At 30.2% G+C, this 23,123-nt stretch carries 23 protein-coding genes; all 23 read left to right on the top strand.

The genetic code is table 11. The features are described 5' to 3' along the window. Positions 1-4: 4 nt before the first annotated feature. Positions 5-1,063 carry a Wzz/FepE/Etk N-terminal domain-containing protein gene (locus ACFO3N_RS14375; RefSeq protein WP_379798785.1) on the top strand — a complete coding sequence of 353 codons (1,059 nt, stop codon included), beginning with the start codon at positions 5-7 and terminating at the stop codon, positions 1,061-1,063. An 82-nt stretch (positions 1,064-1,145) separates the two neighbouring features. Next, complete coding sequence (gene pseB / locus ACFO3N_RS14370) at positions 1,146-2,153, top strand: UDP-N-acetylglucosamine 4,6-dehydratase (inverting) (protein ID WP_379798783.1); 1,008 nt, start codon at positions 1,146-1,148, stop codon at positions 2,151-2,153. 3 nt (positions 2,154-2,156) lie between these two features. Next, the gene (gene pseC / locus ACFO3N_RS14365) at positions 2,157-3,353 is read left to right on the top strand and encodes a UDP-4-amino-4,6-dideoxy-N-acetyl-beta-L-altrosamine transaminase (protein ID WP_379798781.1); all 1,197 of its coding nucleotides are present in this window, start codon (positions 2,157-2,159) and stop codon (positions 3,351-3,353) included. Beyond that, the gene (gene pseG, locus ACFO3N_RS14360; protein WP_379798779.1) at positions 3,322-4,377 is read left to right on the top strand and encodes a UDP-2,4-diacetamido-2,4,6-trideoxy-beta-L-altropyranose hydrolase; all 1,056 of its coding nucleotides are present in this window, start codon (positions 3,322-3,324) and stop codon (positions 4,375-4,377) included. The genes pseC and pseG overlap by 32 nt, the downstream gene beginning before the upstream one ends. Continuing rightward, positions 4,364-4,831, top strand: a complete 468-nt coding sequence (locus ACFO3N_RS14355) for a GNAT family N-acetyltransferase (protein ID WP_379798777.1) — start codon at positions 4,364-4,366, stop codon at positions 4,829-4,831. Before pseG ends, ACFO3N_RS14355 begins: the two co-directional genes overlap by 14 nt. Next, complete coding sequence (pseI, locus tag ACFO3N_RS14350; protein WP_379798775.1) at positions 4,828-5,880, top strand: pseudaminic acid synthase; 1,053 nt, start codon at positions 4,828-4,830, stop codon at positions 5,878-5,880. The genes ACFO3N_RS14355 and pseI overlap by 4 nt, the downstream gene beginning before the upstream one ends. Positions 5,881-5,890: 10 nt before the next feature. Beyond that, positions 5,891-6,604 carry a pseudaminic acid cytidylyltransferase gene (gene pseF, locus ACFO3N_RS14345; RefSeq protein ID WP_379798773.1) on the top strand — a complete coding sequence of 238 codons (714 nt, stop codon included), beginning with the start codon at positions 5,891-5,893 and terminating at the stop codon, positions 6,602-6,604. Continuing rightward, positions 6,597-7,544: a Gfo/Idh/MocA family protein gene (locus ACFO3N_RS14340; protein ID WP_379798771.1), complete on the top strand. Its 948-nt coding sequence runs from the start codon at positions 6,597-6,599 to the stop codon at positions 7,542-7,544. The genes pseF and ACFO3N_RS14340 overlap by 8 nt, the downstream gene beginning before the upstream one ends. A gap of 7 nt (positions 7,545-7,551) precedes the next feature. After that, entirely contained in the window at positions 7,552-8,841 is a 1,290-nt protein-coding gene (locus tag ACFO3N_RS14335) for a DegT/DnrJ/EryC1/StrS family aminotransferase (protein ID WP_379798769.1), read from the top strand. A gap of 2 nt (positions 8,842-8,843) precedes the next feature. Next, positions 8,844-9,809 carry a hypothetical protein gene (locus tag ACFO3N_RS14330; protein WP_379798767.1) on the top strand — a complete coding sequence of 322 codons (966 nt, stop codon included), beginning with the start codon at positions 8,844-8,846 and terminating at the stop codon, positions 9,807-9,809. Next, a complete protein-coding gene (locus ACFO3N_RS14325) occupies positions 9,806-10,345 on the top strand; it encodes a GNAT family N-acetyltransferase (protein WP_379798765.1) in 540 nt (179 codons plus the stop codon). Before ACFO3N_RS14330 ends, ACFO3N_RS14325 begins: the two co-directional genes overlap by 4 nt. Continuing rightward, positions 10,342-11,472: an N-acetyl sugar amidotransferase gene (locus ACFO3N_RS14320; RefSeq protein WP_379798762.1), complete on the top strand. Its 1,131-nt coding sequence runs from the start codon at positions 10,342-10,344 to the stop codon at positions 11,470-11,472. The genes ACFO3N_RS14325 and ACFO3N_RS14320 overlap by 4 nt, the downstream gene beginning before the upstream one ends. Further along, entirely contained in the window at positions 11,469-12,095 is a 627-nt protein-coding gene (hisH, locus tag ACFO3N_RS14315; protein WP_379798760.1) for an imidazole glycerol phosphate synthase subunit HisH, read from the top strand. The genes ACFO3N_RS14320 and hisH overlap by 4 nt, the downstream gene beginning before the upstream one ends. A 6-nt stretch (positions 12,096-12,101) precedes the next feature. Next, on the top strand, positions 12,102-12,968 hold the full coding sequence (gene hisF, locus ACFO3N_RS14310; protein ID WP_379798758.1) for an imidazole glycerol phosphate synthase subunit HisF: 867 nt from the start codon (positions 12,102-12,104) through the stop codon (positions 12,966-12,968). Continuing rightward, complete coding sequence (locus tag ACFO3N_RS14305; protein ID WP_379798756.1) at positions 12,965-14,206, top strand: N-acetyl sugar amidotransferase; 1,242 nt, start codon at positions 12,965-12,967, stop codon at positions 14,204-14,206. Before hisF ends, ACFO3N_RS14305 begins: the two co-directional genes overlap by 4 nt. 33 nt (positions 14,207-14,239) lie before the next feature. After that, on the top strand, positions 14,240-15,595 hold the full coding sequence (locus ACFO3N_RS14300) for a capsular polysaccharide export protein, LipB/KpsS family (protein ID WP_379798754.1): 1,356 nt from the start codon (positions 14,240-14,242) through the stop codon (positions 15,593-15,595). A gap of 80 nt (positions 15,596-15,675) precedes the next feature. Continuing rightward, a complete protein-coding gene (locus ACFO3N_RS14295) occupies positions 15,676-16,812 on the top strand; it encodes an MATE family efflux transporter (RefSeq protein ID WP_379798752.1) in 1,137 nt (378 codons plus the stop codon). 56 nt (positions 16,813-16,868) lie between these two features. Next, positions 16,869-17,474, top strand: a complete 606-nt coding sequence (locus ACFO3N_RS14290; RefSeq protein ID WP_379798750.1) for an acyltransferase — start codon at positions 16,869-16,871, stop codon at positions 17,472-17,474. A 103-nt stretch (positions 17,475-17,577) separates the two neighbouring features. Further along, a complete protein-coding gene (locus ACFO3N_RS14285) occupies positions 17,578-18,588 on the top strand; it encodes an SGNH/GDSL hydrolase family protein (protein WP_379798748.1) in 1,011 nt (336 codons plus the stop codon). Between the two features lie 81 nt (positions 18,589-18,669). Further along, complete coding sequence (locus tag ACFO3N_RS14280) at positions 18,670-19,809, top strand: NAD-dependent epimerase/dehydratase family protein (protein WP_379798746.1); 1,140 nt, start codon at positions 18,670-18,672, stop codon at positions 19,807-19,809. A gap of 32 nt (positions 19,810-19,841) precedes the next feature. Continuing rightward, on the top strand, positions 19,842-21,086 hold the full coding sequence (locus ACFO3N_RS14275) for a hypothetical protein (RefSeq protein WP_379798744.1): 1,245 nt from the start codon (positions 19,842-19,844) through the stop codon (positions 21,084-21,086). A 66-nt stretch (positions 21,087-21,152) separates the two neighbouring features. Next, positions 21,153-22,118, top strand: a complete 966-nt coding sequence (locus ACFO3N_RS14270; RefSeq protein ID WP_379798742.1) for a WaaS/CpsH family glycosyltransferase — start codon at positions 21,153-21,155, stop codon at positions 22,116-22,118. Positions 22,119-22,211: 93 nt separating this feature from the next. Beyond that, the gene (locus ACFO3N_RS14265; RefSeq protein ID WP_379798740.1) at positions 22,212-23,090 is read left to right on the top strand and encodes a glycosyltransferase family 2 protein; all 879 of its coding nucleotides are present in this window, start codon (positions 22,212-22,214) and stop codon (positions 23,088-23,090) included. The last annotated feature ends 33 nt before the right edge of the window (positions 23,091-23,123 follow it).

The raw sequence follows: 23,123 nt of genomic DNA, 5'->3' as shown, positions 1-23,123 counted from the left end.
TTTAATGGATAAAAGAGTTGTTGAAAACGATGAAATATCGTTAAACGAATTAATGCAAAAAGCAAAGGAATACTATTCATATTTGCTTTCAAAGTGGAAAATAATCTTATTAGCTGGGATACTTGGTGGATGTTTGGGGCTAGCTTATGCGATTACGAAGAAAGTGGTATATACTGCTACCTTAACTTTTGCTGTTGAAGATGAAAAGAGTGGAGGATTAGGTGGAGGTGCATTAGGCTTAGCCAGCTCTTTTGGGTTAGATTTAGGAGGCGGAGGCGGTGGAATTTTTACTGGTTCAAACTTAACTGAATTGTTTAAATCGAGATCAATGGTGGAAAAAACACTATTAACCCCGGTTACCATTAATGGAAAAGTGATATCATTAGCAGAAATGTATATCGAGAATAATGATTGGAGAAAAAGATGGAATGACAATTCTAAATTTAAGAATATACAGTTTTTACCTGATACTAAACGCCAATTCTTCACACGCACGCATGATAGTATTTTGGGAGTAATCTATCAAAAGTTATCACAAAATTCTTTGGCAGTGGCTCAAAAAGATAAAAAAATAGCAATTATTTCTATGGATGTAACCTCTAATAATGAATTGTTTTCTCTTTATTTTTGTGAAGCTCTTGCTAAACAAGTGGGTAAATTCTATGTTGATACAAAAAGTAAAAAAGCACGTATGAATATGGAAATTCTTAAACGGCAAACGGATTCTATTCGAAGTGAATTAAATAGTGCCATTACAGGTGTTGCAATTGCCAACGACAATACATTTATGTTAAATCCCGCTCTCAATGTACGTCGTACACCTTCCGCTAGAAGACAAGTTGATGTACAAGCAAATACTGCTATTCTAACGGAATTAGTTAAACAAACTGAATTAGCTAAAGTTACTTTACGAAAAGAAACTCCTTTAATACAAGTAATTGATCGCCCAATTTTGCCTTTGCCTAACGAGCGTTTTAGTAAATTAAAAGGCTTAGCTATTGGTGGATTAATTGCGGGTTTTTTAACGCTTTTTGGATTGATTATAAAGCGATTATTGTTGTAATTATCTTTTAATTGCATACATGTCTTTTTGAAAAGATTTCAAAGAGTATCTAAATTAATTACTTCACACAAATATATATAATATGAATCTCGAAAATAAAACAATATTAATAACAGGAGGAACAGGTTCCTTAGGTAAAGCTCTTACCTATCATATCTTTAAAAATCATCCAAATATAAAGAAACTAATTATTTTGTCAAGAGATGAACAAAAACAGTTTCAAATGGCTCAAGAATTTCCAGAAAATCAGTTCCCACAAATTCGGTTCTTTCTTGGAGATGTTAGAGATGAACAAAGATTAGTTCGTGCATTTCAAGGAGTAGATATTGTAATACATGCAGCTGCAATGAAGCATGTGCATTTGGCGGAATACAATCCTGACGAATGTATAAAAACAAATATAGGAGGTGCACAAAATGTTATTCATGCCGCTCTTCAAACAAGTGTAAGTAATGTAGTTGCTTTATCAACTGACAAGGCGTGTGCACCAATCAACTTATACGGCGCCACTAAATTGACATCGGATAAATTATTTGTTGCCGCTAATAATATAAAGGGAACAAATCCTATTAAATTTTCTGTTGTGCGATATGGGAATGTTATGGGGTCTAATGGTTCTGTCATTCCTTTCTTTATAAAAAAGAGGCGAGAAGGAAGACTACCAATAACAGACGCTTCCATGACACGTTTTAATATTTCATTGCAAGGTGGAGTTGATATGGTGATGCATGCAATGGAAAATGCTTGGGGAGGAGAAATCTTTATACCTAAAATACCTTCTTATAATATAACGGATGTTGCAGAAGCTATTGCTCCCGAGTGTAAACTAGAAATTGTGGGTATTAGACCTGGAGAAAAAATTCATGAAGAAATGATTACATCATCAGATTCATATAATACTTATGATTTGGGAAGGTACTATACAATTTTGCCAGCAATACCAAATTTTAATTTAGAAGATTTTATAACCGCCTTTAATGCGGTAAAAGTAGAAGAAGGTTTTACATATAACTCGGGTGATAACGATGAATGGGAGACTGTTGCTAGTTTGAGAGAGTTAATTAAAGAACATGTAGATTCAAATTTTTAATAGATGACTAATAAAGTTATACCATACGGTCGACAAAATATAACACAAGAAGATATAGATGCAGTGATTTGTGCATTACAATCTGACTACCTAACACAGGGACCAAAAATAGTTGAATTTGAAAATGCTTTTTCTGATTATATTGGAGTAAAATACTCAGTTGCTGTATCAAATGGTACAGCTGCATTGCATTTATGTGCTTTGGCACTTGGTATCCAAGAGGGTGATAAGGTGATTACATCCCCTATTACTTTTGCAGCATCTGCTAATTGTGTAAAATATTGTGGTGGAGATGTTGTTTTTGCGGACATTGATCCTACCACATATCTTCTTGATATAAATAATGTAAGAAGCCTTTTAGAGAAATCTCCAAAAGGAACATATAAAGGTATAATACCAGTAGATTTTGCGGGTCGAAGTGTTGATTTAGAAGCTTTTAGGGAGTTGGCAAATGAATACGGTTTATGGATTATTGAAGATGCATGCCATGCACCTGGGGGATATTTTTTAGATACTAATAAAAAAGGACAAAATTGCGGAAATGGTAATTTTGCAGATTTATCTATTTTTTCTTTTCATCCCGTTAAGCATATCGCATGTGGCGAAGGTGGCATGATAACAACCAATGATGAAGCTTTATACAATAAACTATTGATGTTGCGTACACATGGCATTACAAAAAATGATTCATTATATCATAATAGTACTGATTTTGCAAACGGCACTTTAGGATCAGAAAAATATCCAAATTGGTATATGGAAATGCAGACTTTAGGATACAATTATAGAATAACAGATTTTCAGGCAGCACTAGGCACGAGCCAATTGAAAAGAGCTGATGAAGGTATTGTCAAAAGAAGGGAAATTGCAAAAACTTACGATAACGCATTTAAAGGAAAAGGATATATCAAAGGACAATCAGGGGTTGTTGAAGGGCATGCTTATCATCTATATGTTATTGAAGTTGAAAATCGCTTAGGACTTTATAATTACTTAAAAGAGAATAATATTTTTGCTCAAATTCATTATATACCTTGTCATTTGATGCCTTATTATAAACAGTTTGGTTGGAAAGAAGGTGATATGCCGAATGCAGAGGAATATTATAAAAATTGTTTAAGTCTTCCAATGTTTCCTACTTTAAGGAGTGAAGAGCAAAATTTTGTAATTGAAAAAGTTAATGATTTCTACAAAAAATAGAGTTTTTTTTCGCGCAGACGGAGATAGTACAATAGGTTTAGGACATCTTATGAGATGTGTGGCATTATCTCAAATCTTAGAAAATGAATTTGATTGTTTTTTTGTTATTTTCTGTCCATCAGAAGAAATTAGTTTGATATTACTGCAATATGGAGAAGTGGTCTCTTTATTAGAGTCTAATAAATCAGAAGAATTAATAGAATTTGGCAAGTTTTTAAATAAAAGTGATATTGTAGTTTTCGATGGCTATTTGTTTAATGAAGAATATATTACTACTATACAAAATGAAGTAAAAGCGATTGTTCAGATAGATGATTTTGCAAAGGGGTACTTTCACTCAGATTTAGTCTTAAATCATGCCAATAAATATTTAATTGATAAATACGATGTAAGTCCAAATACAAAGGTATTGTGTGGTCCAGATTATTTAATTCTTAGGGAGGAATTTTTGCAGAAAGCAGCAACTGAGCATAAAGAAAAATTAAAAGTTGATACGGCTTTTATTTGTATGGGAGGGGCAGACCCAACAAACATTACATTAAAGGTTCTGGAGAGCTTTATTCAGACAGATTTTATTAAAAATATAATTGTAGTTACAGGCGCAGCTTATGTGTGGGATGATAAACTAAAAACATTTATTGCACAAAACTCTCAAGTAAACATTACAAATTATAGCAACATTAATGCTTTAGATATGATCGAATTAATTAGTAAAGCAGAAATATGTGTATGTCCATCAAGTTCTATTGCATTGGAAGTTTGTTGTGTTAAATCTGGTTTGCTTACTGGAATTACAGTTGATAACCAAAAATTAATTCATGAACAATTAGTTGAAGGAAATTATGCCGAAACAATTGATGACTTTAATACGGTCAGCGTTAATGGTATTGTTTCGAAACTAAAAAAGATGAATGATTTAACATTTATAAATAACTTGATCAAAAATCAGTCAATATTTGCAGATGGAAAATCAGGCGAGAGAATTCTAGATGAATTTAAAAAACTAGGGAATGCTAAAATTTAGAAAAGCAACTATCGATGATGTAGAGTTATTTTTTAATTGGGCAAATGATCCTTTAGTTCGTAATAATTCATATCAAAAGGAAATGATTATTTATGAAAATCATGTGAACTGGTTTAGCAATCAAATTAATAGTGATACTAATTATCTTTATGTTTTTTTAAACGAATCAAATTTACCAGTTGGCCAAGTTAGAATAAATAAAAGTGGGAAAGATAATGCAATAATTGGACTAATGATTGATGCTAAATTTAGAGGAAATGGATTTGCGAAAGAAATGATTGCAAAGGCATCTGACGATTTTTTATCTCTTAATAGTTCATTCACGATATTAGCCTATATTTTTAAAATAAATAAATCTTCGATTAATAGTTTTATAAATGCTAATTATAAGCTTTTAAAAGAGGAAATAGTAAGTGAAATTCCTAGTTTTATTTTATATAAAAACAAACAATGAAAAATGACATTAAAATTGGTGATATTACAATTGGTAATAGTCACAAACCTTTTATAATTGCAGAAATGAGTGGTAATCATAACCAGTCATTAGAAAAAGCGCTTGAAATTATTGACGCAGCCGCAGCAACTGGTGCGCATGCTATCAAATTACAAACATATACTGCTGATACTCTAACAATAGACGTGTCTCATGATGAATTTTCTATCAAGGATCCAAATTCATTATGGAAAGATAGAAACCTTTATGAACTGTATCAAGAGGCTTACACTCCTTGGGAATGGCATAAAGCATTGTTTGATCGTGCAAAAGAAAAAGGGATGTTATGTTTTAGTACTCCATTTGATGATACTTCTGTTGATTTTTTAGAAGAATTAGGAGTCGAAGTTTATAAAATAGCTTCATTTGAAAACAATCATCTTCCTTTACTAAAAAAAGTTGCACAAACTGGTAAACCTGTAATTATGTCTACTGGAATTTCGACACTTGCAGATATAGAAATTGCAGTAAAAACACTAAGAGAAAATGGCTGTAAGGATCTTGTCTTATTAAAGTGTACAAGTACATACCCTGCTACTCCAGAAAATACTAATATTAGTACAATCCCACATATGTCAGCTTTATTTGATTGTCATGTAGGTTTATCAGATCATACATTAGGGGTAGGTGTCGCAGTGAGCAGTGTCGCTTTGGGGGCGCGTGTTATTGAGAAACATTTTACTATTGACAGATCAGAAGGTGGTGTTGATTCAGCTTTTTCTTTGGAACCTGCTGAGTTTAAAATGCTAGTCGAAGAATCAGAAAGAGCATTTTTGTCAATTGGCAAAGTTACCTACGGTATTATGGATGCTGAGCAAAAAAGTAAAATGTTCAAACGTTCAATTTATATTGTTAAAGATATGGAGGAGGGGGATGTTTTTACAGAGGAAAACATTCGTATAATTAGACCAGGGTTGGGAATTGCACCAAAGTATCTCGAAATAGTATTAGGAAAAAAAATAAACAAATCTGTAAAAAGAGGTACAGCTTTAAGTTTTGATTTAATTTAGTACTTGATATATGAAAAAATGCCTAGCAATTATTACTGCACGTGGAGGAAGTAAAAGAATTCCTCGAAAAAATATTAAGAATTTCTTAGGGAGCCCTATCATTAAGTATTCCATAGACGCGGCTTTAAACGCAGGATGTTTTACTGAAGTTATGGTTTCAACTGATGACGAAGAGATAGCATCGTTAGCAATATCATTAGGAGCTAAAGTACCATTTATTAGATCAAGTGAAAATTCAAATGATTTTGCTACAACAGCAGATGTAATTACAGAGGTTTTGAACATGTATAAAGAAAAAGGAGAGCATTTTGATTATGCTTGTTGCATTTATCCTACAGCTCCTTTTGTAACAGGTTTTAAACTTAATGAAGCTTATAAAATGCTGATTGAGAAAAATGCTGAAACAGTAGTACCAATTGTAAGTTTTGGTTTTCCTATTTTAAGATCATTTAAATTGGAAGCTGGGTTAATTAAAATGAATTGGCCTGAATACATTAGTACAAGATCACAAGATTTGCCTCCTGCTTATCATGATTGCGGACAGTTTTATTTCATTCAGACTGATTTATTCTTGAAGAATAAAAAGCTTTTTTCTGATAATTCATTAGGTTATGAAATGCCAGAATCTGAAGTTCAAGATATAGATACCGAAGAAGATTGGAAAGTAGCTGAAATTAAATATACATTTCTCTTAGAAAAAATAAAAAGAGAGACTAGTGTATAAGGTTTTAGTAATTGGTTGCGGCAATATTGGAGCGCAATATGATATTGATAATGACGAAATACAAACTCATGTTAAAGCTTGGCACTTAAACGACTTGACAAATGTCTATGTTTTTGACCTTAATCAAAATCTTGTACTAGAAGTTGCTAATAAGTATAAATGTCAAGTAGTAGACAATATATCTAGTGAAACTCTTTCTCAGTTTGATATCATTAGTGTTTGTACTCCAACATTTACTCATTTTGAAATTTTAGAAAATGTCTTGGCCTCAGGTGTTAAAGTAGTCATTTGTGAAAAACCAGTTTCAAATAAAGTTGAGGAAATGATTCTGCTAAAAGATATTTATAAAAAAAGCAAATCGAAAATACTTGTCAATTATATAAGAAGATTCCAGCCAGATTATTTTAATCTTAAAAATTTTGTCCAAGATGTTTTATCTGCGGAGAAATTAACAAATATTTCTATACGCTATCAAAGAGGGTTCATAAATAATTGTAGTCATGCTTTAGATTTGCTAGAATTTCTAGTGGATAAACAAATTAATTTTGATTCTATTAAAACTCATAATGCAGTTTTTGATCAATTTGATAATGATGAGACATTATCGTTAATGGCACTTTGGGATCATGTAAATATAAATATACTAGGACTTGGAAATGTATTATTCTCACATTTTGAAATAGACTTATATTTCGAGAAGCACAAAATTTTAATAAAAAATGCCGGAAATCTAATCGAGATTTACAAGACAGAGGATAAATCAACGATTCTTTTGCCTCTTATATTTCAAGAAAATATTAGCAAAAAGGATTCTTTAAAAAATTATATGGTTCCTGTAGTCGATTATGCAATTAAATTGATGAATAATCCAGAACTAAAAGATAATTTTATTAATTCGATCGACTTAAATTTAAAAATGTTAAACTACAAAAATAACTAAACAAAATATGTCAAAGTTAGCAATCAACGGAGGCAAAGCTGTAAGAACAGAGCTATTTCCTGCATATAATACAATAGGACAGCAAGAAAAGGATGCTGTAATGAAAGTTCTTGACACTGGAAACCTTTCTCAGTTTTTAGGTGCATACCATAGTGATTTCTTAGGCGGACCTACGGTAAAAGCATTTGAGGCTGCATGGGCAGAAGCATTTAATGTTAAACACGCTGTTTCGGTAAACTCAAATACTTCAGGTTTATATACTGCAATGGGTGCAATTGGGGTTCAGCCTGGAGATGAAGTGATTGTTTCTCCGTATTCAATGTCTGCAAGTGCTATTGCACCACTTTTGTATGGCGGTGTACCTGTTTTTGCAGATATAGATCCAGTTACTTTTTGTATGTCTCCAGAAAGCATTAAAGCTTGTATAACTTCTCGCACTAAGGCAATTTTAATTGTTCATATTTTTGGACATCCAGCAGAAATGGATGCTATTATGGCATTGGCTAAAGAACATAATTTATACGTTATTGAAGATTGTGCCCAAGCGCCAATGGGTAAATATAAAGGTAAAAACCTTGGAACGATTGGTGACTTAGGTGTTTTTAGTTTAAATTATCATAAGCATATTCATACAGGTGAAGGAGGAGTTATTACTTCCAATAATAGCGAACTAGTAGATAGATGTCAAATGATAAGAAACCACGCAGAAAATGTTGTAGCTCCAAAAGCTGTTAGCGATTTGACCAATATGATTGGTTTTAATTATCGTATGACAGAAATTGAATGCGCTATTGGTATTGAACAATTAAAAAAGTTGCCCCATCTTTTAGAAGAGAGACTAAAAAATGTTGCCTTTTTAAATGCGAATTTAAGCGGAATAAGTGGTTTAGAACTACAGCCGGAAGTAAAGGATGGATCTGTTCATACTTATTATGTTCATCCAATAAAATTTAACAAAGAGTTGATTGGCGTTGATAGAAATACTTTTGTTAATGCATTAAAAGCAGAACTTCCATCAGCAATTTTAAGAGAAACTGCTCCATTAATTGGAGCTGGTTATGTAATGCCAATTTATTTACAGCCAATCTATCAACAAAAAGCAGCATGGGCATTTGAGCATCATTTAGCAGATAAGAATATAAGTTATCCAAAAGGCCTATGTCCGATTACAGAACAAATGCATTTTGAAAAATTATTTACACATGAGTTTATGCGTCCAGGGATGACTAAAGACGATATGAATGATGTAGTAAATGCTTTTCATAAAGTTTTAGAGAACGTAAATGAATTGAAATAGTTGTGTTTGAAAATAAACTTAGAGGTAAAATTCTTGTAATCTTTAGTGATCCAGGTGGTGCAAAACCTTGTTTATCGATTTTTGAAGACTTCAATAAGTTAAATTTAAAAATAATATCAGATCGAAAATATTCGTTTTACAATGATTTTAAATCTACAGTTGAGGTTCTAAAAAACGACATTGAAATTAGCACCCTAATAGATGAATTTGATCCAGATGTTTTATTTACAGGAACATCCTATACTTCAGATTTGGAGAGGAAGGCCATTAGTTACGCAAAAAAAAATGGTGTTTTTACTATTTCTTTTGTTGATCATTGGACTTCAATATCTAATAGATTTTTAAATCCAGATGGATTAAACTTTCCCGATGAAATTTGGGTTTTAGACGAAAGAGCTAAACACATAGCAATTCTAGAAAAAATCGTCAAAGAGAAATTATTCATAGTAGGAAATCCATACCATATCTGGTTAAAAAAATGGAAACCGAAAGTTGAAAGAAAGGATTTCTTTAATAGTCTGAAACTAGATGAAACAAAAAAAATGATTTTGTTTGCACCAGACCCACTTTCCAATGTCAATGGAATTGAAAAGTTTGGTTTTGATGAATACATTGCTTCAAAGGAAATCGTTAAATGCGTTAAAGAAACTAATGACGATTTTAAACAGACATATCATTTTCTAATCAAAATGCATCCAAATCAATGTGTAGAAGAGTTGGCAAGAATATTTGAAGCAAATGACAATTTTACTATTTTACCTTTAGATGTTAATACTAATGAATGTATTTATTTTTCAGATATTGTAATGGGATTTTTTTCTTCATTCCTAATGGAGGCAGATGTAATGAATAAACCAATTATAAGGTTCTTAATTAATGAGCTTAAAAATGATCCTTTTTTGGGATTAAATGTAGGTGTCAAAACAAACGGTGAAAGTCTAGTTAACAACATAAAGAAGTTTAAATGAATACCGATTTTTTTTTAGAAGGAGAAAATATTTATTTGCGATTACTTAAACCAGATGATGTAAATGGAGATTATTATTTATGGTTAAATGATCCAGAGATAACAGCTTTTAATTCTCATGGAAGATTTCCAATGACAAAAGAAAAACTGTTAAGTTATATAGATCATTCAAGATCTTCAAAAAATGATTTAATATTAGCAATTGAGGATAAGATTACTCTAAAGCATATTGGAAATATTAGTCTTCAGAATATTAACTGGCTAGACAGAAATGCAGAAATCGCTTTTTTGCTTGGAAATAAATCTTTCTGGGGCAAAGGAATTATGTATGAGGCAGGAAGTATACTTATTGACCACGGCTTTAAAAATTTAAATCTTCATAGGATATATTGTGGTACTTCAAGTGAAAACTTTGGCATGCAAAAATTAGCTACAAAGTTAAAAATGAAAAAAGAAGGCCTTAGAAAAGAAGCAATATTTAAAAAAGGACAATATTATGATATTGTTGAATACGGAATTTTAGCAACAGAAATATGAAATATTGTAAAAAATGTTTACAGGTAGATACTCGTCCAGGTACAAAATTTGACGACAAAGGCGTGTGTCCTGCTTGCAACTATTTTGAAAGTCTTAAAACAGTTGATTGGGACGAAAGACGTAAAGAATTAGATGATATTGTAGCCTTTGGAAAAGCAAACGCTCAATCTGGCTATGATTGTATTATTGGTGTTAGTGGAGGTAAGGATAGTACCAGACAGGCTTTTTTTGTAAAAGATGTGCTGAAAATGAATCCACTCTTAGTGAGTTTAGGTTATCCTCCAGAACAAGTAACGCAGCGTGGTGTAGATAACGTTTCAAATATGATTGCTCATGGATTTGATTGCATTTCAATTAATCCAAGTCCCAAAGTATGGAAGAAGCTAATGAGAAAAGGTTTTTTTGAATATACAAACTGGGCAAAATCAACAGAACTTGCTTTGTTTAGTAGTGTTCCACGTTTAGCGATTGCTTATCAAATACCTCTTATTTGGTGGGGTGAAAATGCGGCATTGCAACTTGGTGATTTGAATGTAATGGGGAAAAGTGGAAGTGATGGTAATAATCTGCGTAAAATGAATACTTTAGGAGGAGGAGATATTACATGGTTGCTAAACGATGAAATAAAAAAGCAGGATATTTTACAATATAATTATCCTTCAGAAAAAGAAATGGAAGATGCAAATTTACGTATTACATTTCTTGGATATTTCTGGAAAGATTGGTCATTATTAGATAATGGTAATTTTTCAGCGCTTAGAGGATTAGACATTAGAAATGAATCGCCAAAAGATATAGGGGATCCATTAGGAATTACTTCTTTAGATGAGGACTGGGTTGGTTTGAACCAAATGATCAAGTATCTTAAGTTTGGTTTTGGTCGTATTAGCGATTACGTAAATGAAGACATCCGTTTAGGTAGAATGACACGTGATGAAGCTATTGCACTGAATAAAAAATATGACGGAGCTTGTTCGCCAAAATATATCAAGAGTTTTTGTGATTATATAGACATTACTGAAAAACAATTTTGGGAAAAAGTTGATCAATCAGTTAATAAAGATTTATTTGAAAAGGATGGCGAAAATAAATGGGTTCCAAAATTTGAAGTAGGAGTTGGCTTATGAATTTAAAACAAAACATAGTAATTGTTGATTATGGAGTTGGTAATACTAATTCTGTTTCAAACGCAATAAAATATCTTGGCTATAATAAGTTAATTATATCTGACAGTGAATCAGTAATCAAAAATGCTGACGTTCTTATATTGCCAGGCGTAGGAGCTTTTGAAGAGGCTGTAAACAATTTGAGAGCTAGAAATCTTGACTTGATTTTAAATGAGCAAGTACTTGAAAAGAAGAAACCTATTTTAGGAATTTGTGTTGGTATGCAGTTAATGGCTACTTTGTCCGAAGAAAACGGTATTCATAATGGATTAAACTGGATTGAAGGAAAAGTAAAAAAATTACAGCTTCCAAAAGAATTTGCGGTTCCTCATGTTGGTTGGAATGATGTAACTGTAAATAATGTAAAACCGATATTTGATAGAAATGCAGATAAATCTAATTTCTATTTTGATCATAGCTATTACTATGATTGTGATCCAGCTTACGTAAGTGCATATTGCGATTATCATATTAAAGTAACTGCAGCTATCCAGAAAGATAATATTTTTGGTGTTCAGTTTCATCCAGAAAAAAGCCAGACAAATGGCTTGAAGTTATTTAGAGATTTTTTTAACTCAATTTAAAATATAGTGCTAAAAAAAAGAATCGCTGCAAGTTTGATCGTAAAAGATGGAATTGTAGTTCAAAGTATTGGTTTTAAGAAGTTTTTACCTGTAGGTAAACCTGATATAGCCATTGAATTTTTAAATCAATGGGGTATAGATGAGATTATATTATTAGATATTTCGGCGACAAAAAACAATTTGGAGCCTAATTATGAAATGATAAAAAACGCAGCATTAAAATCTCACGTTCCATTAACTGTTGGAGGTGGAATTACAAATGTAGATCAAATGAGAGAGCTCATGCATTGTGGAGCTGATAAGATTGCACTTAATCATGCAGCATTAACAAATAAAGATCTTATTTCTAAAGCAGCACATATATTTGGAGATCAATGTGTAGTAGTTTCTATAGATGCTGTTAAAGAAGACGGAGAATATAAAGTTTTTGATTATATAAATCACAAAGTACTTGATATACCAGTTAATAAAATTGCTGTTGAATTTCAAAATTTAGGAGCAGGCGAAATATTAATTAACTCTGTTGATAGAGATGGATCTTATTTAGGATATGATATTGATCTAATTAACTCCGTTTGTAATGTGGTAACTGTTCCAGTAATTTGTTGTGGAGGTGCTAAAAATGCAAAAGACTTTATTAAAGTTTTTAATGAGACAAATGTTTCTGCTGCCTCTGCTGCCAATTTTTTTCATTTTGCAGAGCACAGCGTAAATATTACAAAGTCTATAGTCAAAAAAGATATGGATATTAGATTAGAAACCTATGCAGATTATAGTGATTCTAGTTATGATGAGAATTTGCGTCTTAATAAAAAAACAGATGAAGTTTTAGAGAACATGTTATTTATTAGAATAGAAAAAGATATTATATGAGATATTGTACGCGTTGTCTATATCCCGAAAATCATCCTTTAAATATTGTATTTAATGAAGATGGTGTATGCAGTGGGTGTGTTGTTCATGAAGAAAAAGATACGTTAGACTGGAATGAACGTTTAACAAAGCTTAAGAATATTTTAAAAAATTATAAAAATACTTCAAAAAATAATTATGATTGTATTATACCTGTAAGCGGAGCTCGCGATTCATTTTTTATTGTTCATACAGTTAAAAATGTTTTGGGAATGAATCCACTTTTGGTAACATATAATAAACATTATAATACTGACGTAGGTGTGAGAAATTTAGCCAAACTTCGTATGGAGTTTGATTGCGATATTATGACATTAACAGTTAATCCCGAATCAGTTAAAAAAATAACACGGGCAAGTATTCGTAAAATGGGAAGTATTTATTGGCACTGCCTAGCAGGACAAACTGTTTATCCAGTCCAGGTGGCAGTAAAGTTTAAAATTCCACTTATTATTTGGGGTGCTCATCAAGGTGTAGATCAAGTAGGTATGTTTTCTCATCTTGACGAGGTTGAAATGACTCGAAAATATAGAAAAGAACACGATTTGATGGGAGTCGAAGCAGAGGATTTTATTGGAGAATTTGACGGGATTACCGAGCAAGATATAGTACAGTATAAATATCCTGATGATAAAGAGATTGAAAGAATTGGAGTTCGAGGTATTTACTTAAACAATTTTATTAGATGGGATACTAAAGCTCAGCACGAAGAAATGATAAAATTGTATAATTACGAAAGTCATGAACAAACAAGAACATTTGATTCTTATAATGATGTTGACTGTTATAATTACTCAGACGTTCATGATTATATAAAGTTTCTAAAACATGGTTATGGCAAGGTTACAGATCATGCTTCTAGAGAAATAAGGTTGAGAAGAATGACTCGTGAGCAAGGTCTAGAAATGATTAAAAAATATGCTCTAAAAAAGCCAGAAAATTTAGAGAAATTTCTTGAATGGATCGGAATTTCATTAAATAGTTTTAATTATTTAATTGACCAACATAGAAATAAAAAAATCTGGTCAAGAAACGAGAATTGGGAGTGGGTACTTAATGAGGATTATTTACTAAATGAAAATAATATTGTAAATAGATTGTCACAGGTTGAAGAATTTTCGGATTTTATTAATACTGATGTCTACAATTCAACAGATAGTAAAAACGAATATATACTAATAGGGAAAGGCTATATTTAAGCCATTTCAAAAAAACAAATATGAATAAACAAAATGAGTAAAAAACCAATAGTTTTATTTTTTTCTCGTGATTATCAATCAGAATTTTTTCCAGTTTTGGTATCTGATGTTTATGATTCGATCCATGTCACATTAAATAAAAAAGAGAAAAGAAATGTTGAAAGTCGTGGAGGAAAGGTAGTTGGCTGTCTAGAAGAATTATATGACGATCTAAAAGAAGCAGACATTAAATTTCCCTATTTGGATCACTCGGTGGGTTCAGATAGATTTATTACAGGATATTCGACTGAGGAAAGATTGAGAATTTTAAAAAAAATTGTAACATTTTGGTCGGATATTTATGATAAGTACAATCCAGGATTTATTGTTAATGAAGTTGTAGCATTAGAAGTTTCAGAAATAATGTATATTGAAGCAAGAAAGAGAAATATCAAATATCTTGCATTTGGAGCTTTTCCTGTTAAAAAATCTTTTTATTGGCATGTTAATCCCTTCCATAGCTCTATGGCAGAAAGAATAAGTAATATTGAGCCGACAGAAGAAGATTTTAAAGACGCACAGGCTTACATTGATAAAGTTAATTCTGGACCAATAGACAATCCCTTTATTAAAGAATATAAGCTTGGAAAAGATCTTGGGAGATTAAAAATTTTATTAATTCAGCTCATTAGAAATCTTTACATCAGATTTTCAGTAAAACGTAAGATTATAAGACAGATTTGTTATGGAAGTGCAATCAACTATTTCATGAACGAAATAGGGTATTACTTTAAATATATGATTCGAAATTCTTCATATGATAAATTGTCAAGTTTAAAAAAAGAGGAAGAATGTGTATTTTATCCTTTACACTTTGAACCAGAAGCAACATTATTTTATATGTCAACATATTACGATAACCAGTTGGCGTTAGTCGAAAATATTTTGAAATGCCTACCTGAAGATCAGTTTTTAGTTATTAAAGAACATCCCGCGCAAGCAGGATTTTTAATGCAAAAGAACTGGAGAAATCTTAAAAAAAGATTTCCTAACATTAGACTTATTAAAGCTGAGGTATCATCTAAAGAGATTATTTTAAGATCAAAAGCAGTTGTTACATTAGTTAGTACAGCTGGTTTTGAGGCGGTTATATTAGGAAAGCCTGTTATTGTATTAGGTAAAATATATTTCGATGTTTTTGATGGTATTAATTATTGTTCCACTTTTGAAGAGGTTTATAAGTTATTAAGAGGATATGAACCATTTAATAAAAGTGTAAATCTGGTAACTTACTTAGCAAAATTGATTGCTATGCAAAATACAGGTAATCCTTGGCCACATGCTGAACTATATAGCGAGAAAAATGTTGAAGATGTTAGGTACGCCATTGAAAGCGAAGTAATTAAATGAAAAGTCATGTTGAAAGGTACAAATACTTAGCAGTTACTATTTTAAGCTCCTTAGTTACATTTGTAAAAAGTTATTTTTTCATGGATTTGTTATCAAAAAAGGAGTTGGGATATGTTGCCTTGTTTCAATCCATGATTTTAATTGTCAGTTTTTTTCAAATAGGTGTTATCTATGGTGGATATAGACTTATATCATTCTCATTATTGCGTCAGAAGAAAGCAAATGATATAATAATATCCTATTTATTCTTTCTTTTTTTATTTTTTTCAGCATCTATTCTAATTGTAAATTTTTTCTTTCCAATTAATTGGTTTTGGACAGCTGGTTTGGTAGTTGGATTATTATCTCTGTGGGGTAATTGGATTTCAAATATGCATATAGCATTAGGAAGGACAAATAAATTAAGCTTTATAACCTTAATAAGTATTATACTGTCCTTTACTGCAGTACCACTTCTTTATACTCATCCAATTATAGGAGCGGTCGCATTAATTGCTTTACAGCCTATTTTTTTAGTTTTATTTTCTTACATTTTAAATAAAGATTTTGGATTTAAAATTGATTTTAAAAACAAATTGTATTTTAGGCTAATCCTAAAATTAGGATTTATACCTTTTCTAACTGGAGTTATGCATTATGTCAATCTGCAAATAGAAAGATGGATTATAGGTTTCGACCTTGGAATTGCTGCTCTTGGTGAATATTATTTGGTATTTTTATATGTAAATCTTTTTGCTGTAATTCCAGCAGCATTGGGGGCTTTGAACTTTCCTAAATTCATGAAATCACTTAGTCAAAAGGATAATAAAAAGGGATTATTAGAAATATTTAAAGTTTATTTCATTGAAATAATTTTATACTTAATATTAATTGGTGTAGGCACTTTTTTTATAATGCCTAAACTGATTGAAATCTTTTTACCCGCCCATATTAATGGAGTTCAATATGTTCAAATAGTTTTTTATGGATTAGTAATTTTTACCTTGACGGATCCTATAAGCTATATAATAAATGCTAAACTTCATTACAAACAATTACTTTCTATCTATATAATCGCTTTAGCAGTTTCTATTGTGTCCTATTCCTTTTTGTACTTTAATAAATTAGGGTCATTAGTGAATTATTCATATGTCAATGTCATTTTCTATGTAACAATGTCAATGGGATACGTACTTTATTTTGTAAGGAAAGGTTCGAAAGATTTTGTTTATAAATAGGAAAAAATGTGATTTTAGTTTAGACGCTCAAGTGTTAGATATATCAATATTAGTAAATGCTATACAAAAGAATTACAAATTTTATTTTTCGATTTTTCTTCAATTTATTTTATAAAAGGAAGTTTAATAAATTTGGGAGTAAATCATTTTTATTACATCCCTTAGCAATCAATGGTATAGCAAACATCACTATTGGAAATGATGTAATAATAGAGTATAAAACTTGGTTGGCAGCTGTTCCTCATACAGGATCCGAAAAATGTGAGTTAATAATAGGTGATGGTTCACGAATAGGGCACTTTAATCATATTTATGCAACAAAATCGATTATTATTGGAAATAATGTTTTAACTGCAGATAAGGTTTATATTTCGGATAATCTTCACAATTATGAAAATATATCTTTACCAATTATGAAACAGCCAATAAAGCAAATTTCAACTGTATCTATAGGAGATGGTTCTTGGTTGGGAGAAAATGTTTGTATTATAGGCGCTAAAATCGGTAAAAATTGTGTAATCGGTGCTAATTCTGTAGTAACTAAAGACGTTCCTGATTATTGTATTGCAGTTGGTTCACCAGCGAAAATAATTAAAAGGTATTGTTTAGATACTGATAAATGGAAAAAAACTGATAGTAATGGAGCTTTTCTTCAAGTGTAAAATGAATATGAATATTTTTCGTTGTTTTCTTTTAATAATTTTAAATACTTTTTTTAGTTGTTCTTCTGACACGAGCAATTCTGATAAAGCTACAACTGGTAGAATGATTGGAGAAACGTTTGTGCTTAAAGGTAATGATAGTAATAATTTAATTAAAGAAAATGTAAGTAATCTTAAAGTTTATTCTATTGATAGTGTAAGAGTAAAGCATTTTTTTACAGAGAAAGTAGATTATATAATTGAGGGAAACAAATTGCGCAGGACAAAAAATTCTAAAATTCCAAATTTTGATGAACATGTAGTAGTTTATAATGATGATGGAACTTTTACTTTTAATTCCTTTCCAAGAAACCCTCCACTTACAATTCCGTTTCAACTTTATGCAGACTATGATTTTTCTGATTTTGATTCAATATATGGAAATTTGGATAAATCATTTTTGTCAGAAAAGTTGAAAAATAAGATTGCAAAAAGAGAGAAAATAAAAATTGGTGTAATTGGAACTTCAATAACAGCAGGGGCACATACTTTAGAGCAATTTTATCATAACTCAGACAAAGATTCCTATCCTTATTTAATAAAAAAAGCAATAGAAAAATTATACAGAAATGAGGTTGTAATAACTAATTACTCCCAAAATGGAAGTTCTATAGATTATCTTGGGGATGTTTTTCCCACTGCTTTAAAGGATAATAATGATTTAATGTTTATCGAATTTGGAATGAATGATCACATTTATTCATGGTGGAAATCAAATTTACCAAATTTTGAATTAACTATGTCTAATTCAGTAGATAGATTTAAAACTCATGGCATTGATGTAATAATGGTTGGCTTTTTTCAGCAAAATCAATCTTGGGATCTAGAATTTATAAATTCTACAATAGAATATAATCAATCATTATCTAACGTAAGTAAAAAATACAATTGCTATTTTGCAGATGTAAACAAAGAGTTTTCAAAATATAGTCAACCTAAAATAAATCAAGATTTTTGTGGGGATTTTATGCACCACCCAACTTCATTTGGACATTTGCTATATTATAAAACAATAATTCCAGCTTTTCTAAAGGAGGATGTTAACGATGGCTTTATATATAATTTGGTAAATTAGGTAGATGCAGAATTACGACTTTATTAACTAGAATTACTGGGTAACAAAATAGAAATAATTAAAATAAAAATATAACTTTTCATGCAAAATATATTAATCACAGGTGGAGCAGGATTTATAGGATCTAATTTGGCGTTAACATTGATCGAAAAAGGATATAATGTTACAGTTTTAGATAATTTATCGGAACAAATTCATGGTCAGAATGCTGAGGAAAATTCTTTTTTGTTTTCAAAAATAAAAAATAAAGTTAAGTTTATTAAAGGATGCGTTACCTCTAAGGAAGATTGGCAAAAAGCTGTTTCTAACCAAGATATTATTGTTCACTTAGCAGCAGAAACTGGAACTGGTCAATCGATGTATCAAATTGAACAATATACGAAAGTTAATGTAGGAGGTACTGCAATAATGCTCGATTTGTTAGCTAACAATCCTCATTCCATAAAAAAAGTGGTGATAGCTTCTTCCAGATCAATATATGGAGAAGGCAAATATTGGTCTGACGAGCTTGGTAGTGAAGTTTATCCTAAACATCGTACAGATGAATTTATGGTAAAGGGTGATTTTGAAGTAAAATATGATGGTTTATCACAACCTTTAAAATTATTAGCAACCGATGAAAACTCGAAAATTCATCCATCTTCTGTTTACGGAATTACAAAACAAAATCAAGAACAGATGATCATGACTGTCTGTCCAACTATTGGTATTGCTCCAGTCGCTTTTAGGTATCAGAACGTTTATGGACCAGGTCAATCTTTATCGAATCCTTACACAGGTATTTTATCAATATTTTCTACATTAATAAGAAACGGTAAGGATATTAATATATTTGAAGATGGAAAAGAATCAAGAGATTTTGTATACATTGATGATGTTGTTGATGCAACCATTCGAGGTATAGAAAAAAATGAAGCAAATTACGGGATTTTTAATGTAGGAACAGGAGAAGCTACTGATGTTATAACTGTAGCAAATGAATTAATTAAAAATTATAAAGCAGATACTAAAATTAATATTTCAGGTAATTATCGCTTGGGAGATATACGTCATAATTTTGCTGACTTGAATAAAATTAAAAACACATTAGGGTTTAGTCCTCGTTATAATTTTGAGACAGGAATAAAGAAATTCACGGAATGGGTGCTAACTCAAGATGTAATTGAAAGTAAATATGACGAATCAATTTCAGAAATGAAAGAAAAAGGTCTTTATAAATAATTATTCTTGTAAGAATGCTTTAAAATAATTAAATGAGCAATAAACAAAACGTAAAGATTGCGTTAATAGATATCTTATTTTTTCTACTTATTTTAAGTACTGGAGGTTTATTGCACCAGATTTATGGTAATATTTTAAGCCCTCTATTTTATTTTGTTTTATTGATATTTTTTGCAGTTTCTGATAAAAAATATCAGAAAAGCCTAATTAAGCAAACAATAATAATTCAAACATTTGTTATTATAGCTTTATTTTGTAATTATTATTTTGCTCCTTTTTATAATGAGCCAGTCTTTTATATCAATACTTATTTAAGGCTTTTGTCAACTCATATCTTTCTTTTTTTTTTATTAAATTACAATTACAATGTTTTAGATCAGTTATTTCGAGTCTTAAAGTTTGTAGCATTGCTATCACTGATTAACTTTTTGTTTTCTCCTATTTTTAGCGAATTGTCTTTTCTTGTATCAACTGATAGGATATTCATTCGGACATTAGGATTTATATTTAATTATGCATCTTCATTTAATGTTTTGGGGATTGATATTTACAGAAATCAAGGAATTTTTTGGGAACCAGGAATTCTTCAGATATACCTTAATGTACTGTTTTTTATTACAACCTTTGTACGTAATTCAAGTTTTTACAGATGGCTTTCTGTTTTTTTAATTATAAGTACATTCTCAACAACTGGACTACTTTTATTGGTTATTCAGATTTTAGTTTATTATCAAAAGAAGATATTTCAACTTAATTTGGGACTTAAAATTTTTATTTTAGTCTTTAGTTTACCCAGTCTAATTTATTTTTTATATCAAAATTTATTAGATAAAATATCTGGAGATTCAGTAATATCTTTTGACTTGAGGTTGTTCGACCTGTTAACAGCTTTTACTTATATAACTCATTTCCCTTTATCAGGAATAGGTCTAGATGTGAAAAATTACACGGATCAACAATCCAAAATCGCTATAACCAATATGCCTGATTTTACTTTTGACGTGTCAAGTACTGTTGGACTAAGAGGTAATACAAATTCATTATTAATGCTTGTTGTTAGTTTAGGTGTTCCAATTGCTCTCTTTTGCATTTACAGGCTATATAAGCAGAGAATAATTAATAACAAGAAGAAGTTGTTTTTCCTAATTGTTGTAATATCATGTATGTCTGAACCTTTGATTTTAGGTAACTTTTTTATGCTACTTTTTTTAAGCTCTAGCTACAAATTCGAATATTATCATGTTGGAACTGATAATAATCGATTGTTAGTTGATTGAGTTAAATAAAGTACTTTATTTCTAAAAAAATAACAAGAATCACTATCCCATATTTACATATCATTTATGCTCAAAAAAAAGAAGATATTCTTTATCGCTCCAATATTTCATGATTATCAAAATGCTATAAAATCAACTTTGGAAGATTTTGGAGCAGAAGTAGATTTTTATCCTGAAAGATCTTATGGATGGCAGTTTAAAATTATAAATAATTATTTTCATAGAAAATTAGATGAATATCAAAATAAGCATTATTTGAAAATGCTAAATGAATCATCTGAGAAAGAATATGATTATCTTTTTGTAATAAGGGGATATAAAATTTCTGAAGAATTTCTTAAAGGTTTTAGAGATAATAATCCAAATGCGACCTTAATAATGTATCAATGGGATTCACAAAAAAATAATGAATTTACACATGTGGCGCATTTATTTGATAGGGTTTATTCTTTTGATATTGTTGACTGTAAGCTATTTAATTTGGAGTATTTACGATTGTTTTACTCTCAAGATGTAAAAAGCATAATTGATGATAAATCAAAGCCCGAATATGACTTTTTCTTTATGGGATCATATTTGTATAATCGATATCAAGCAATGTTGAAATTTAATGCTTACGCTAAAGAAAACAATCTTACAATTAAATCATTTTTGTATATATCATTTACAACATTCATAAAGGAGGCAATGAGAGGAAAATTTCTTAATCCATCAAATGTTTCATTTATCAGTATGAAAAGAGAGAAATATTTAGACACTTTAAAGAAATCAAAAATTGTGATAGATGTAAGTAGTCCAACTCAAACTGGATTAGCTATGAGGGTTATTGAGACTTTGGCATCAAAGACTAAACTTCTAACAACTAATAAAAATATTGTTGAAGAGTCTTATTTTAATGAGAATATGATAAACTTTTTTGATGACTTTAATCCTCATGTAAATAAGGATTTTATGACTTCTAAAACTGAAAGTTTAGATGGATTATATTGTATTGACGAATGGCTAAAGAAAATGTTTCAAATTTCAGAATAAAGTTCCATGATATTAAAATTTCTTTAGACTAATGCGAGATTAAGTTAAGAGATTATTGTAGATGTTATTCAGCTATTAAAAAAGATTAAAAAAATGAATATAGATAACACACCTTTAGTTAGTATTGTAATACCTTTTTATAATAATGAGGACACATTATTAGATGCTGTAAAATCAGTTTATGCTCAAACTTATAGAAATTGGGAACTTATACTTCTAGATGATGGTTCGAAAGATAAAAGTTTAGAAATAGCAAAAAGCTTTAGTGGTTCTAAAGTAAGAATAGTAAGTGACGGAGTTAATAAAGGTTTGGTTTATCGATTAAATCAATCTCCATTGTTAGTTCAAAGTAACTATATCGTAAGAATGGATGCAGACGACTTAATGCATCCACAACGAATTGAAAAGCAAATGTCATTGTTTTTAAATGACGAAAAGTTAGATTTAGTTGATACAGGAGCATACTCAATAAATGAAGAAGGGGAACCTGCAGGAATTAGAGGCCTTGTGCCTATACAATATGATGAAAAATTCATCATTAATAATGCTATGCTTTTGCATGCAAGTATTATTGGAAAAAAAGAATGGTTTCTGAATAATCAATATAATGAAATCTTCGTTCGTGCTGAAGATAGGGAATTGTGGCTTAGAACATACAAGAATTCTAAATTTGCGAGAGTGAAAGAACCTTTATATATTGTTAGAGAAGGGAAAGTAAATATTAGAAATTATGTCCAAAGTGTTAAAACTGTAAGGAAAATTTTAAAAATTTATGGACCAACAATTTTTTCAAAAAAAGAACTTAAAAAAGAACTTTTTAAAACCTACCTGAAGGTTTCTGTAATAAAAGTTGCAGGATTTTTTAATATTCAGGATTATATTACGGGACGAAGAAATAACCCACTAACGGAAGAAGAACGAAATGATTTGACTAGAATAATCAGTCAAATAAGGAACTCGGTAACCCAATAAATATAAATTTTAATTAATAATCAGAACTCTTAT

This window comes from Flavobacterium chungangensis (genome assembly GCF_042654045.1).
In the GTDB taxonomy this organism is placed as follows: domain Bacteria; phylum Bacteroidota; class Bacteroidia; order Flavobacteriales; family Flavobacteriaceae; genus Flavobacterium; species Flavobacterium chungangensis.
This window is presented reverse-complemented; position numbering and strand designations above follow the sequence as displayed.

Coding starts and splice junctions, on each gene's coding strand:
- ACFO3N_RS14295 (WP_379798752.1), top strand. CDS start 15,676: ATGGATTTGTTATCAAAAAAGGAGTTGGGATATGTTGCCTTGTTTCAA.
- ACFO3N_RS14265 (WP_379798740.1), top strand. CDS start 22,212: ATGAATATAGATAACACACCTTTAGTTAGTATTGTAATACCTTTTTAT.
- pseB (WP_379798783.1), top strand. CDS start 1,146: ATGAATCTCGAAAATAAAACAATATTAATAACAGGAGGAACAGGTTCC.
- ACFO3N_RS14275 (WP_379798744.1), top strand. CDS start 19,842: ATGAGCAATAAACAAAACGTAAAGATTGCGTTAATAGATATCTTATTT.
- ACFO3N_RS14280 (WP_379798746.1), top strand. CDS start 18,670: ATGCAAAATATATTAATCACAGGTGGAGCAGGATTTATAGGATCTAAT.
- ACFO3N_RS14285 (WP_379798748.1), top strand. CDS start 17,578: ATGATTGGAGAAACGTTTGTGCTTAAAGGTAATGATAGTAATAATTTA.
- hisH (WP_379798760.1), top strand. CDS start 11,469: ATGAATTTAAAACAAAACATAGTAATTGTTGATTATGGAGTTGGTAAT.
- ACFO3N_RS14355 (WP_379798777.1), top strand. CDS start 4,364: ATGCTAAAATTTAGAAAAGCAACTATCGATGATGTAGAGTTATTTTTT.
- ACFO3N_RS14305 (WP_379798756.1), top strand. CDS start 12,965: ATGAGATATTGTACGCGTTGTCTATATCCCGAAAATCATCCTTTAAAT.
- pseF (WP_379798773.1), top strand. CDS start 5,891: ATGAAAAAATGCCTAGCAATTATTACTGCACGTGGAGGAAGTAAAAGA.
- ACFO3N_RS14335 (WP_379798769.1), top strand. CDS start 7,552: ATGTCAAAGTTAGCAATCAACGGAGGCAAAGCTGTAAGAACAGAGCTA.
- ACFO3N_RS14300 (WP_379798754.1), top strand. CDS start 14,240: ATGAGTAAAAAACCAATAGTTTTATTTTTTTCTCGTGATTATCAATCA.
- ACFO3N_RS14320 (WP_379798762.1), top strand. CDS start 10,342: ATGAAATATTGTAAAAAATGTTTACAGGTAGATACTCGTCCAGGTACA.
- pseI (WP_379798775.1), top strand. CDS start 4,828: ATGAAAAATGACATTAAAATTGGTGATATTACAATTGGTAATAGTCAC.
- ACFO3N_RS14375 (WP_379798785.1), top strand. CDS start 5: ATGGATAAAAGAGTTGTTGAAAACGATGAAATATCGTTAAACGAATTA.
- ACFO3N_RS14270 (WP_379798742.1), top strand. CDS start 21,153: ATGCTCAAAAAAAAGAAGATATTCTTTATCGCTCCAATATTTCATGAT.
- ACFO3N_RS14290 (WP_379798750.1), top strand. CDS start 16,869: ATGCTATACAAAAGAATTACAAATTTTATTTTTCGATTTTTCTTCAAT.
- ACFO3N_RS14325 (WP_379798765.1), top strand. CDS start 9,806: ATGAATACCGATTTTTTTTTAGAAGGAGAAAATATTTATTTGCGATTA.
- pseC (WP_379798781.1), top strand. CDS start 2,157: ATGACTAATAAAGTTATACCATACGGTCGACAAAATATAACACAAGAA.